This window comes from Neobacillus sp. GCM10027624, from assembly GCF_042675345.1.
GTDB classification, from domain to species: Bacteria; Bacillota; Bacilli; order Bacillales; family Cytobacillaceae; genus Neobacillus; species Neobacillus cucumis_D.
This window is the reverse complement of record NZ_JBHTHD010000011.1, coordinates 344,461-356,586: the sequence shown is the minus strand read 5'-3', so window position 1 is coordinate 356,586 and position 12,126 is coordinate 344,461. Positions and strand designations below refer to the sequence as shown.

The following is a 12,126-nucleotide window of genomic DNA, read 5'->3' as shown; positions in this document are numbered from 1 at the left end:
AGTATATTCATTTTGATTTTACCATCATTTTATTTTCTTTTTTTCAAGCCAATTGTTTACAGAAAAAACACATAATCAAGAGAGATTATGTGTTACCGTCTATTTTTATGAAAGTAATTTAAAATGACATTCGCCGTTTCTTCTACTGCCTTATTGGTTACATCAATCACCGGACAGCTGATTTTCTGTACAACATGATCAAAGAAAGATAATTCTTCCTTAATCCGCTCAATGTTCGCATAGCTGGCACTATCATTTAACCCTAAGGCAATCAAGCGTTCTCTTCTAATATTATTCAATTTTTCAGGGCTGATTTTTAGTCCAAAGCATTTCTCGGCGGGAACCTTATATAATTCTTCAGGAGGGTCCACTTCTGGTACTAAAGGGACATTGGCAACCTTTAGCCGTTTATGCGCAAGATACTGCGATAAAGGCGTTTTTGAAGTTCTTGATACCCCAATTAATACGATATCCGCCTTTAGTATCCCGCGTGGGTCCCTTCCATCATCATACTTTACAGCAAATTCAATCGCCTCAACCTTTTTAAAATAATCTTCATCCAATTTTCTTACTAACCCTGGTTCACATAAAGGTGTTTTCCCGCTAAAAACCTGAATTTGATCCATCAATGGACCCATTAAATCAACCGTATGGATTCCCGATTCATTTGCCTTTTCCATCATATATGTACGCATTTCGGGTTTTACCAACGTAAAGGCAATCATCGCTTGATCCATTAATACCAGCGAAATCACTTCATCAATATGTTCCTTATCTTCAACATAGGGATATCTTTTTAAAACCATCCCTGATCCATTAAATTGGCTAATTGCTGCTTTGGTTACCAATTCAGCTGTTTCCCCCACTGAATCAGATACAACATAAATAATCGGTATATTCATTCCCCTTAAACAGCTCCTCTGCAAATTCTTTACCTTATTCATTCCCAAGAGCAACAAAAGCTTTTGCAATATTCGTTTTCGTAACTCTGCCAATTACTTCGAAACCTTTGTCAGTCCTTCTTACTACCGGTAAAGCGTCAATTTGTTTATCAATTAATTTTTGGGCAATATCAATTAATAGGTCTTCTTTTTCACACATTGTAATATTGGGCATTCTTGTCATGATGATGTTTACAGGTATGGATGACAGCTCTTGCTTCCCTATGCTCGCCCGTAATAAATCCTTCCGGGACAAAACTCCTACCAAAAGGGTGTTTTGATCCACTACAAATAATGTACCCACATCCTCAAGGAACATTGTACAAATCGCATCATATACAGAAACATTCTCATTCACTACAACGGGAATAGACTGGTAATCCTTTACTAAAAAATTTTTCAAATTTTCCGTTAAAAGCTGAGTTCCTGATTTGCCTGTATAAAAATAACCAACGCGAGGCCGTGCGTCTAAATACCCAGCCATCGTAAGAATTGCTAAGTCCGGTCTAAGCGTTGCCCTTGTCAGATTTAACTGTTCAGCAATATGTTCTCCCGTTATGGGACCATTATCCTGAACGATTTGTAAAATGTGCTCTTGCCTTTTTGTCAGTTCGATTTTCCTCACCGCCTTACTCGCTCATGAATATAGCGACAATTAATCTTTGTTAGCAATATTATATACGATTTTTATCTTAAGTTAAAAAGATAACATTTCAAAAAGGTGCGGAATCCCGCACCTTTTTAATTTTTTTAAAACACCATCTTTTCTTGTAAAAAGCTTACAAGTTCAGCAATTGAAATACGTGTTTGTTCCATAGTATCCCGATCTCTTACTGTAACCATCTGATCTTCTTTTGAGTCAAAGTCATAGGTAATGCAGTAAGGCGTTCCAATTTCATCATGGCGGCGATATCTTTTACCAATTGAACCTGCTTCGTCATAATCCACAGTAAAATATTTCGATAATGTGCCAAACACTTCTTTTGCTTCTTCAGAGAGTTTTTTCGATAACGGAAGAACCGCAGCCTTAATTGGAGCTAACGCCGGATGGAAATGCATCACGGTACGTGACGTTCCATCTTCAAGCTGTTCCTCATCGTAAGCATCAATAAGGAATGCAAGGGTTACACGATCAGCGCCTAAAGAAGGCTCAATACAAAACGGAATATATCTTTCATTTGTTTCTGGATCAATATAATTAAAGTCTTCACCGGAAAATTGCATATGTTGTTTTAAATCATAATCCGTTCTTGAAGCTACGCCCCATAGTTCTCCCCAGCCGAACGGGAATTTATATTCAAAATCAGTGGTTGCATTACTATAATGTGAAAGTTCATCTTCGGAATGATCGCGAAGACGCAAGTTTTCTCTATTTAAGCCTAATGAATGCAGCCATTTTTCAGCATATTCCTTCCAATAATCAAACCATTGCAACTCTTCTCCCGGTTTACAGAAGAACTCTAATTCCATTTGTTCAAATTCCCTTGTACGGAAGGTGAAATTACCTGGAGTAATTTCATTACGAAAGCTCTTGCCAATTTGCGCAATACCAAATGGAAGTTTCTTCCTCATTGTTCTTTGCACATTTTTAAAGTTAACAAAAATTCCTTGGGCAGTTTCAGGACGAAGGAAAATTTCATTTGTACTAGTTTCAGTTACCCCTTGAAAAGTTTTAAACATTAAATTAAATTGACGAATACCGGTGAAATCGTGGCTTCCACAGTCAGGACAGGCAATGTTATGCTCTTTAATTAGCTCTTCCATTTTATCAAAAGATAGACCGTCTACAATCATCTCGATACCCTTTTCATCAAGAGCATTTTCAATTAATTTATCTGCACGGTGTCTAGCTTTACAATTCTTACAGTCAATCATTGGGTCATTAAAGTTACCGATATGGCCGGAAGCTTCCCATGTTCTAGGATTCATTAAAATGCTTGCATCTAATCCTACGTTATAGGGAGATTCCTGTACAAACTTTTTCCACCAAGCTTGTTTAATATTGTTTTTAAATTCAACACCTAATGGGCCGTAATCCCATGTGTTTGCAAGTCCCCCGTAAATTTCAGATCCCGGAAAAATAAAACCTCTATGTTTAGCGTGGGATACAATTTGCTCCATTGTTACACTCATTTTTTTCGTCTCCTTTTTTAATAAAATGGCTGTGTTAAACTGGTTGTTGATTTACACTCCAGGATGCTCGCTTTCCGCGGGGCGGGCGGTGAGCCTCCTCGGCGCTAAAAGCGCCTGTGGGGTCTCACCTGTCCCGCTGCTCCCGCTGGAGTCTCGCACCTTCCGCTCCAATCAACTTTGTTTAAAAATCATCATTGTTCTTTAACAAAGCCAATAAAATAAAAAACTCCCGTCTCTATGCTCTTGAATAAGCATAGGGACGAGAGTTAACCCGCGGTTCCACCCTATTTGCTGAAAATAAAGTCAGCCTCTTTAAATTGTGCATTTCAGCACATGATTGCTCAGGAACGCCCTTCCTTGGAATTCTATACCCTAGCTTTCACCATCCTAGGTTCGCTTTTATAGAAGGTTCTAAGTACTCTTTTCCATCATAGCAACTATTTATTTTAAAGAAAATATTACCTAAAACAAGTTAAAAAGTCAACAAAACAATTATAGAAGATTTCGAAACTGATCCATAGAATTTAAAAATTTTTTTGTTTTTAGATGAAGTCCGGAAAATTCGTCATAATAAGTTGATATGACCTTTTTTAATTCCGCTTTTGTTTCAGGTTTCACTGATATATTGCCTAGCCTTGATAAATCAAAGTAATAAAATAAGCGCAGTAATTTTACCGTAGCCTGTGAAATTTTCAAATGATACGGGTCTTTTTCCAAGCAGCGATGGCAGATCAACCCTCCCTCTCGAATCGAAAAAGAAAAAATTCCGTCTGTACTGCCGCAAACGGAACATTGATTTAATGTAGGATATAAACCCAAGACATTTAACATTTTCATCTCATAAATATTCATTAAAACATCAGGGTCATAGCCTTCATTTAAATAATTTAATGTTTGAAATAATAATTCAAAATGAAAAGGATTTGGCTTTCGGTCCTCTGTACATTTATCCGTTAATTCAACAATATAACTCGCATATGCAGTTAAAAAAATATCTTCACCAATTGAACGCATTGAAGTAACCAACTCGCCCTGTTGCAAACTCCCCAGGCCGTTACCCTTTTGGATAAGAAAATATCCATGAGTAAATAGCTGGGTAATAGAGGATAGGCGGCTGTTAGGCTTTTTTGCTCCTCTAGCCATAACGCCAACCTTCCCCCATTCCCTGGTATATATGGTTACAATTTTATTTGTTTCACTGTAATCAGTCGTTCTAATGATGATGCCTTCACATTTCTGAAGCATGATATCACCATCCAATGGATGCGAAAGACGTGCTTATGAAATGGGAAAATCAAGTTCCGCTAGATCTTCATTCTGATTTCCGGGTATTTCTTGGTTTTCCTTCTCAAGCTCTTTAAAGAGAAGATATGTGTTAATATTACCTGTTTGGGTAAATACTTTCCACGTAAAATCCATCATCGAAAACCCCACCTTTCATTATTTAGACTAGCCTTAAATATCCCAAACCTTACAATTATCATAGCCTGCCTTTGCCAAAATCATAAGACGAAAAATTTGTTAATGTTGTCCATGCATAATTTGAATGAAAGTATAATATTTTAGTTAGGGTGATTCGTTCAATATTCATCTTCATTAAAGCCAAAATCGCGAAGCTGGGACATTTTATTCCGCCAATCTTTTTGGACTTTTACCCATAACTCTAAAAACACCTTTGACCCAAGGAGATTTTCAATATCCACCCGGGCACGTTTACCAATTTCCTTGAGCATACTGCCTTGTTTTCCAATAATAATCCCTTTTTGCGAGTCCCTTTCGACAATAACGGTTGCCATTACATTGATAATATCTTTCCCCGCTGGACGCTCAATTTTATCGAGAACCACTGCGATGGAATGAGGGATTTCTTCTCTTGTTAAATGAAGCGCTTTCTCTCTTATCAACTCTGTAATAATAAACCTTTCCGGATGGTCAGTTACCTGATCCGCTGGATAATATTGCGGTCCTTCCGGCAAATATGTCTTTATTTGATCCAAAAGACGTTCGACATTGTTACCTTCTAGGGCTGAAATTGGAACAATCTCTTTAAACGGATATTTTTCTTTATAAGACTCAATAATTGGCAATAAATCATCAGGGTGAATTTGATCAATTTTATTAATCACAAGAAAGATCGGTGTGTTGACAGTTTGGAATTTTTCAAGAATAAATTCCTCGCCTCGGCCAAATCCTTCTTCTGCATTTACCATAAATAAAACTAAATCCACTTCTTTTAGTGTATTTTGAGCAACCTTCATCATAAAGTCGCCTAATTTGTGTTTCGGTTTATGAATACCAGGTGTATCGATAAAAACCATCTGGGTATCATCGAGTGTGAGCACACCCTGAATTTTATTTCGAGTCGTCTGCGGTTTGTCACTCATAATGGCAATTTTTTGACCAATAACTCGATTTAGAAATGTTGATTTTCCTACATTTGGCCTACCTATGATGGAAATAAACCCTGATTTATAGCCTTTGTTTTCGTTCCAATTATTCAGCATACAGATCCTCCTGTGAAAAAGCACCAGGCAGTAAGTCTTCCACTGTAATTTCTAAAGTATCACCTTTTAGATTCGTTAATACGACTTTCATGTCCCTAGGGCATAGCTCAGAAATAACTTGGCGGCATGCACCACAAGGAGAGCATGGACGGTCGGTATCTGCAACAACTGCCAGCAATTGAAAATCACGATCTCCTAACGCATAGGCACTAAATAGGGCCGTTCGCTCAGCGCAATTACACATGCTATATGCAGCGTTTTCGATATTACAGCCATGATAAACTTTTCCATCGGTTGTCAGCAGTGCTGCACCAACGCCAAATTTCGAATAAGGAACATAGGCTTTTTCTCTTGCTTTTTTTGCTTCTTCAATTAGTTGCTGAATGTTCACAAATCTTCTTCCTTTCAAGCAGGAAATTCCTGCTTACTTTATTTTAACTCATTTTCCAATTAAAATCATTACTTGTAGCAAAAACGTAATAAAAAAATTTAGAATTTTCCCAAAAATCAATTATCTGTAAACAACTTCACAATTCCCTCAATTTTTTTTTGGCTCTGTTAAACTTGGTTGTTGATTTCCGCTCCAGGCACAAGCGGTTCGTGGGCGGTCTGGGAAGCCTCCTCGTCGCTTTGCTCCTGCGGGGTCTCCCCTCCCCCGTACTCCCACAGGAGTCTTCGTGCCTTCCGCTCCAACCAACTTTGTTTAAAAATCAACATAGCTATTTTTTTAGGAACAGTTGAAAAAGTTTACAAAAATAACTTTCGGATATATGGGAAAAATACAACGATTCCAATGATAACCGAAAATATGGCGTAAATGAAGACAGCCCCCGCAGCAAGGTCCTTAGCTTGTTTGGCAAGCGGGTGATATTCCTCCGTCACAAGGTCAACAACACGCTCAATCGCTGAATTGATTAGCTCTAAGGCAAACATGCCGCTAATCGCTAAAATTATAAGCAGCCACTCTATTCTCGTTATCGAAAAGAAAAATGATCCTCCCATTACAAGGAAAGAAAAAAGGAGATGAATCCGCATATTTCTTTCAGCTATTATAGCTGTCCTAATCCCTTCTATTGCATAGGCAAAGGAACGTAGTAATGGAATCGGTTTACCCTTACCTTGTGAGTCCATATTCATCTAAAATTTCCTTTTGCAGCGTAAACATTTCCTTTTCATCTTCCTCCGTCATATGATCATAGCCTAATAAATGCAAAAATCCATGAACAGAGAGGAAACCAAGCTCCCGTAAAAAAGAATGCCCATATTCCTCAGCTTGTTCCTTCGCTTTTGGAATCGAGATGATAATATCACCCAAAACGCGCGGCATTTCCATACCTGCTAATTCAATTTCACCTTCCCCTGGCTCCTCCATTGCAAAGGATATGACATCTGTTGGGGAGTCTTTATGGCGATATTCACGATTTATTTCTTGTATCCTGTCATTCAAAACAAATGTTACAGAAACTTCGCTTCCCTCTTCAATCTTCTGTTTATTAGCAGCAAAGTTTAACAGATTTTCAATCTCTTTGATTTGTTCATCAGACAATTCATTCGTTTCATCTAAAAAATCAATCACTAAATTCATGCTTGCTTCACCTTCTTAGTCATTTCTGGATACTCAATTCTCGAGTGAAAAATCCCCTTCAATGTTTCACATAGAGTATGGGTTACCGCTTCAAGTTCTTTTAAAGTTAAATCACATTCATTTAACTGCCCATCTTGGAGGCGATCCGCGACAATTTTTTTAACAAGGGATTCGATTAATAGTGGAGTAGGCTGTGTAAGTGAGCGGACAGCGGCCTCAACACTATCGGCAATTCCAACGACAGCCGATTCTTTTGTTTGTGCTTTTGGACCAGGATAGCGAAAATCCTCTTCCTTAGGTTCCTCATCATTTTGCAGTGCCTTATGATAAAAGAACTTTAGTAATGAGGTTCCATGATGTTGCTCTGCAATATCGATAATTTCTTTTGGCATATGATATTTCTTTAATTCATTGGCCCCATCCGTCACATGGGCAATAATGATATTCGCACTTTTTTCCGGTGGCAGTTTGTCATGCGGGTTTTCAAGATGCAGTTGATTTTCAATAAAAAAGTTGGGCCGCCGAGTTTTCCCAATATCATGATAATAACTACCGACTCGTGCTAACAAACCATTTGCCCCAATCGCTTCACAGGCTGATTCTGAAAGGTTTGCAACCATGACACTATGATGATAAGTGCCCGGTGCTTCCATTAATATTTTTCTTAAAAGCGGATGATTCGGATTTGATAATTCTATCAGCTTCATGGTTGTGAGAATCCCAAAACTTGCTTCAAATAAAGGAAGCAAACCAATGGTTAAAACAGCAGAGGCAATGCCTGAAACGAGTGCAGTTAAAAAGTAATACCCATATTCCAGACCGGAAAATTGGCCATTTGGAAGAAACATTAATGCCCAAATCGTGATAAGATTAACACCCGCTGTAATCGAACCCGCCTGTAATATTTTTGACCTTTGATTATGAGAACTTAAGAACAAAATCCCTGCAAGTGAGCTAAAAAGGATATAAATTCCTTCTGAAAAATTCAAGGTTCCGGTTACACCTTCATTGAAGACAATACTGCCGCAGACTGCCATAATGATCGATGTTAGAATCGCAAGCTTTTCATCAATTAAAATCTTAATCAGCATCCCGCCCATTGCTGCCGGGAATAAATAGCCAATCCCTGAATAATTAAAGATTTGCAGCATGCTAATGACCTTTAATATAAAGATGGACAGGACAAAAATAATCCCAAACAAAAGCAGGTTTGTCTGCCGTTTTTCCTGCTGGGTTTTTGTTTGATAAAAATAATAGTTAACAGCTAAGAGAATAATGGTAATCAGAATAAATAATCCCAGGAATGGTTTATAGGATTTTTCATTATCTAATAAACCAACAAGCTTTAACTGCCGATAAATTTCCTGATTAATTAATTCCCCTTCCTCCACGATAATTTGCCCTTGAAGGATTTTCACAGATTCCACACCTTCTGCAGCCTGCTTTCTTAAATCCTCCGTTGCCACTGGATCATAAAATTCATTCTGAACGACTGCATATCTGCCAAGCTCTATGGCTGCACTTTTAAGGTCATCATTCAACGTCGAATATTTTAATTCCTCTTCCACCCTTTTTTTCGCATTCTCTACATCATTTGTAGAAATTCTTTTCGTCATAACATTATTAATCGCAGTAACGGTTAGATCCTTGGTGATGGAGAGTTCATCTTTATCAGCCTGAACAAGTGCAGTAAAAACAGAATCAGGTATATCCTTGGTAACATTTTCAGTTAAATTATCCTTTAACTTCGATACCTTTTCAGAAACACTGGGTTCCTCGTCATGAGTAGTTTTTACATCATTCTCTTTTTTTGTGCTCTTACTATCCTCATCATTAATTTCTGAGGCCGTATCAAAAATGGAGGTAATTAAATCCACCCTGTTTTGCGTATATTCCTTCTTTAGGGTATAGACATCCTGAACTTGGTCCACTGCTTCTTGCCGCTTAATTTCTGTACTTTTCTTATCCTCAATGGTCGCCGGAGAGCGGATTGTTTTTTCAGCAACAGAAAACAAACTTAAGTCCAATTTTTCAGGTTTTACATTACTGTACATTGAAGCATATAAAGCTAATCCTAATACAAGAAAAAATAATACACGAAAAAACGTATAATCTAACAGCTTACGTATTCGAATAAAATGTTGCTGCATTTTTTCCATCTTTATCCTCCCTAGAAGACCCAAATGCAAGGTTTCTTTACCATTATTATGGGTTTTTAAAACCATAAAAATCAAATCGTTATGTACGTTTCATTTTAATCGGATAAAAATTGATCAATAACTAGCTGTTTTTTCTTGAAGCAAGCTTTATGTAAAATGATAACAGTTTTTAAGTTAAGTTTCATCTGCAAAATAGAATGGATTAATCATTATAACAAAATAAAAAAAAGGGATAAACCCATTTTTTAAGGTCTATCCCCATTTTTAATGTTTAATTGTTTTCTTTTCATATGCTTCAATGATCCTGCCTACCAATGGATGGCGGACAACATCACTTTGTTCTAAGAAAATAAATGAAATACCCTTAACATTTAATAAAATTTCCTCTGCAACAATTAAACCCGATTTAACCCCTTTTGGAAGGTCAACCTGTGTTTGATCTCCGGTAATAACCATCTTCGAACCAAACCCAAGACGGGTTATAAACATTTTCATTTGGGCATTCGTTGTATTTTGTGCTTCATCTAAAATAACGAATGCATCTTCTAATGTCCGTCCCCTCATATAGGCAAGCGGAGCGATTTCAATTGTACCGCGCTCAATCAGCCTTCCAGTATGCTCTGCTCCCAAAACATCATGAAGCGCATCATACAGCGGCCTTAAATACGGGTCTACTTTTTCCTTTAAATCACCGGGTAAAAATCCTAAGCTTTCGCCCGCTTCAACAGCAGGTCTGGTTAAAATAATTTTATTTACTTGACCATTTTTTAGCGCGTTGACTGCCATGACAACCGCTAGGTAGGTTTTACCGGTACCTGCCGGACCAATTCCAAACACAAGGTCATTCTTCTTGATTGCTGTTACATACTGCATTTGACCAATTGTTTTAATCCGAATAGATTTTCCTTTTACTGTCCTGGCAATTTCTTCATCATAAATATTGACGAAGTACTCTAGTGTTCCTTTTTCAGCCATTCGAAGGGCATACAAAACATCCCTTTGGTTAATGTTTATTCCTTTACGAATTAATACAACTAATTTGTCAAGAACCTGCCCCGCAAGAATAACCTTCTCTTCATCCCCAGATAAGCTAACAGATTCCCCTCTAGTAACGACTGAAACATTTAACTCTTGTTCGATAATTTTAATATTTGCATCTGCATTTCCTAAAAGCGCAATCGCCTCATTTGGATTTTCTAGCTGCATATTAATTGTTTTTAGCTTTACTGTCATTCATGTATCTCCTTGGTTATTGGTTGTCCGATTGCAATATTTTCGATTATCTTAAAATGGATATCTAGTATAACTTTACCATTCTTAATTGATTTGTGTAAAATTTTTTCGTCCTTTATAATAGCATCTTCATCTAAATGACTTTTTATTTCTTTTTTAGCCATTTCAAGTGCAATTTGTTCAGCTTGTTTTACAGTATAACTCCTGTTAATTTCTTCACGTGCACGGAGTGTTTTATTAACAAAAGAAATAGGCAATTTCCATTTTAAAAAGTGAATTTTGTGCTCATTTGTTTCTGTTTCATATTCCTTAAATTCCGGCTTTCCAAACCCCCATACAGGAATTTCAAAATTTCCTACCTTTACATAATGTTTCTCCTTTTCCTTACCGTTAAATACCATAAAATTTGTTTCAATGGGAAGTTCCACATGACTTTTGTACCATGTCTCCCCCAATACTTCTCCTTTAGCTGCAATTGCTTTTGTTTTGCCTTCCATCCCAATTTGACCTGAAACAAGTAATTGTCCCGGTTCGACATGGTCATTAAGATTGACAACTGGCTGCCCATCTTCAACATACATACTGTAAATAATCGCCTTCTTTTTCGCCACTAAATTTCTAGGAGATAATTTTTCAGGCTTTTTTGGCTCATTTTTTTCGACCACTTGAAAATGGTAGGTTGTCCCGTTTAACTCCACACCAACCCATGTAAGGTCGTTGATATTGTTTGTCAGCTTTCTTTGAATACCTTCTACGTTATCAACAAAGAACTGGAGCTTGCCGATCTTTACCCCCATCTTGTCCAATTCTTTGCGAATTTTATGCTCTGTCGCAGGCTTTGCCCCTTTGATTTCAATTCCCCAGATGACATTGGACAATACTAAAATGATTAGAAAAAATAAAGCAGCCCCTGCCAAAAAGCCGCCGTTTTTTAATAATCTTTTAAATAAAAACGGAACCCCGCTTCGCTGTAAGAAGCTAATGGAGCATTCACTTTTACGTGCAAATCTTCTTATTTTAAGTGCATCCTGCAGCCTCATTTTAAACGTAATCGTTTCAGTTCCATGCCGTTTAACATTCCAAACGAGCAGGCCATTTCTGCTTAGTACATTTAAGAATCTTTCAATTCCTCTCCCCGAAACCTTTACTGTTACTCTGCCAAATAAAAATTCAATCCATTGGTTTTTCATTTTGTTCCTCCCGGATTTTCAGTTATATAGATGACCTGATCAATTTTTCCTTCCAATAAAATCTCTTCAGGTAAAATGGTTTTAATCACGAAGGACTTACCTTTTATCAAAAGCTGCCCTTGTTTTAAGAGCAGACGGAGTTCTTTATCAGTAAAGGTCAATAAACCCTTATGGTTCTCGATATAGACATGAATCTGGCCAATCATCGTAATACGGGGTAAATCCATCATGACATCTTGAGGAAGATCCATATTCTTTGTCATCCAATTCCGGACAAGTTGCCCCCATTTTTTTGCCATAAAAAAAGAACCCCCTTTCATCTCATGTTTATGAAATGTAGAGAGGTTCTAGCACATCTTTTTCCTTTTCAAAACCTGGTTT

General features: G+C 37.4%; 13 protein-coding genes and 1 other annotated feature. All 13 genes read right to left on the bottom strand.

Annotated elements, in window-relative coordinates; genetic code table 11:
* Positions 1-92 precede the first annotated feature (92 nt).
* The 13 genes from ACFQZ9_RS17975 to yqfC all read right to left on the bottom strand — a co-directional run bounded on the left by ACFQZ9_RS17975 (position 93) and on the right by yqfC (position 12,044).
* Complete coding sequence (locus ACFQZ9_RS17975; protein WP_198309221.1) at positions 93-902, bottom strand: pyruvate, water dikinase regulatory protein; 810 nt, start codon at positions 900-902, stop codon at positions 93-95.
* Positions 903-936: 34 nt separating this feature from the next.
* Complete coding sequence (gene ccpN, locus ACFQZ9_RS17970; RefSeq protein WP_198309222.1) at positions 937-1,566, bottom strand: transcriptional regulator CcpN; 630 nt, start codon at positions 1,564-1,566, stop codon at positions 937-939.
* 125 nt (positions 1,567-1,691) lie between these two features.
* On the bottom strand, positions 1,692-3,074 hold the full coding sequence (locus tag ACFQZ9_RS17965; RefSeq protein ID WP_198309223.1) for a glycine--tRNA ligase: 1,383 nt from the start codon (positions 3,072-3,074) through the stop codon (positions 1,692-1,694).
* Between the two features lie 252 nt (positions 3,075-3,326).
* Positions 3,327-3,515, bottom strand: a binding site (T-box leader).
* A 51-nt stretch (positions 3,516-3,566) separates the two neighbouring features.
* Positions 3,567-4,319 (bottom strand): DNA repair protein RecO, encoded by a 753-nt coding sequence (gene recO / locus ACFQZ9_RS17960; protein ID WP_198309224.1) that lies wholly within the window; start codon positions 4,317-4,319, stop codon positions 3,567-3,569.
* A 33-nt stretch (positions 4,320-4,352) separates the two neighbouring features.
* Complete coding sequence (locus tag ACFQZ9_RS17955; RefSeq protein ID WP_310175055.1) at positions 4,353-4,496, bottom strand: YqzL family protein; 144 nt, start codon at positions 4,494-4,496, stop codon at positions 4,353-4,355.
* Between the two features lie 158 nt (positions 4,497-4,654).
* Positions 4,655-5,578, bottom strand: coding sequence for a GTPase Era (gene era, locus ACFQZ9_RS17950; protein WP_133334515.1), 924 nt, complete (start codon positions 5,576-5,578; stop codon positions 4,655-4,657).
* Positions 5,568-5,969, bottom strand: coding sequence for a cytidine deaminase (locus ACFQZ9_RS17945; RefSeq protein WP_498944798.1), 402 nt, complete (start codon positions 5,967-5,969; stop codon positions 5,568-5,570). The genes era and ACFQZ9_RS17945 overlap by 11 nt, the downstream gene beginning before the upstream one ends.
* 356 nt (positions 5,970-6,325) lie before the next feature.
* Positions 6,326-6,715: a diacylglycerol kinase family protein gene (locus ACFQZ9_RS17940; protein WP_498944797.1), complete on the bottom strand. Its 390-nt coding sequence runs from the start codon at positions 6,713-6,715 to the stop codon at positions 6,326-6,328.
* A complete protein-coding gene (gene ybeY / locus ACFQZ9_RS17935; RefSeq protein ID WP_498944796.1) occupies positions 6,693-7,163 on the bottom strand; it encodes an rRNA maturation RNase YbeY in 471 nt (156 codons plus the stop codon). The genes ACFQZ9_RS17940 and ybeY overlap by 23 nt, the downstream gene beginning before the upstream one ends.
* Positions 7,160-9,322 (bottom strand): HD family phosphohydrolase, encoded by a 2,163-nt coding sequence (locus ACFQZ9_RS17930; RefSeq protein WP_198309228.1) that lies wholly within the window; start codon positions 9,320-9,322, stop codon positions 7,160-7,162. Before ACFQZ9_RS17930 ends, ybeY begins: the two co-directional genes overlap by 4 nt.
* A gap of 264 nt (positions 9,323-9,586) precedes the next feature.
* Positions 9,587-10,555, bottom strand: a complete 969-nt coding sequence (locus ACFQZ9_RS17925; RefSeq protein ID WP_198309229.1) for a PhoH family protein — start codon at positions 10,553-10,555, stop codon at positions 9,587-9,589.
* Positions 10,552-11,745 (bottom strand): sporulation protein YqfD, encoded by a 1,194-nt coding sequence (yqfD, locus tag ACFQZ9_RS17920; RefSeq protein WP_198309230.1) that lies wholly within the window; start codon positions 11,743-11,745, stop codon positions 10,552-10,554. The genes ACFQZ9_RS17925 and yqfD overlap by 4 nt, the downstream gene beginning before the upstream one ends.
* Positions 11,742-12,044 carry a sporulation protein YqfC gene (yqfC, locus tag ACFQZ9_RS17915; protein ID WP_198309231.1) on the bottom strand — a complete coding sequence of 101 codons (303 nt, stop codon included), beginning with the start codon at positions 12,042-12,044 and terminating at the stop codon, positions 11,742-11,744. Before yqfC ends, yqfD begins: the two co-directional genes overlap by 4 nt.
* Between the last annotated feature and the right edge of the window lie 82 nt (positions 12,045-12,126).

Excerpts from the sequence above, each read along its gene's own strand:
- ACFQZ9_RS17975 (WP_198309221.1), bottom strand. The coding sequence starts at position 902 with ATGAATATACCGATTATTTATGTTGTATCTGATTCAGTGGGGGAAACA.
- ACFQZ9_RS17965 (WP_198309223.1), bottom strand. The coding sequence starts at position 3,074 with ATGAGTGTAACAATGGAGCAAATTGTATCCCACGCTAAACATAGAGGT.
- recO (WP_198309224.1), bottom strand. The coding sequence starts at position 4,319 with ATGCTTCAGAAATGTGAAGGCATCATCATTAGAACGACTGATTACAGT.
- ACFQZ9_RS17955 (WP_310175055.1), bottom strand. The coding sequence starts at position 4,496 with ATGATGGATTTTACGTGGAAAGTATTTACCCAAACAGGTAATATTAAC.
- era (WP_133334515.1), bottom strand. The coding sequence starts at position 5,578 with ATGCTGAATAATTGGAACGAAAACAAAGGCTATAAATCAGGGTTTATT.
- ACFQZ9_RS17940 (WP_498944797.1), bottom strand. The coding sequence starts at position 6,715 with ATGAATATGGACTCACAAGGTAAGGGTAAACCGATTCCATTACTACGT.
- ybeY (WP_498944796.1), bottom strand. The coding sequence starts at position 7,163 with ATGAATTTAGTGATTGATTTTTTAGATGAAACGAATGAATTGTCTGAT.
- ACFQZ9_RS17930 (WP_198309228.1), bottom strand. The coding sequence starts at position 9,322 with ATGGAAAAAATGCAGCAACATTTTATTCGAATACGTAAGCTGTTAGAT.
- ACFQZ9_RS17925 (WP_198309229.1), bottom strand. The coding sequence starts at position 10,555 with ATGACAGTAAAGCTAAAAACAATTAATATGCAGCTAGAAAATCCAAAT.
- yqfD (WP_198309230.1), bottom strand. The coding sequence starts at position 11,745 with ATGAAAAACCAATGGATTGAATTTTTATTTGGCAGAGTAACAGTAAAG.
- yqfC (WP_198309231.1), bottom strand. The coding sequence starts at position 12,044 with ATGGCAAAAAAATGGGGGCAACTTGTCCGGAATTGGATGACAAAGAAT.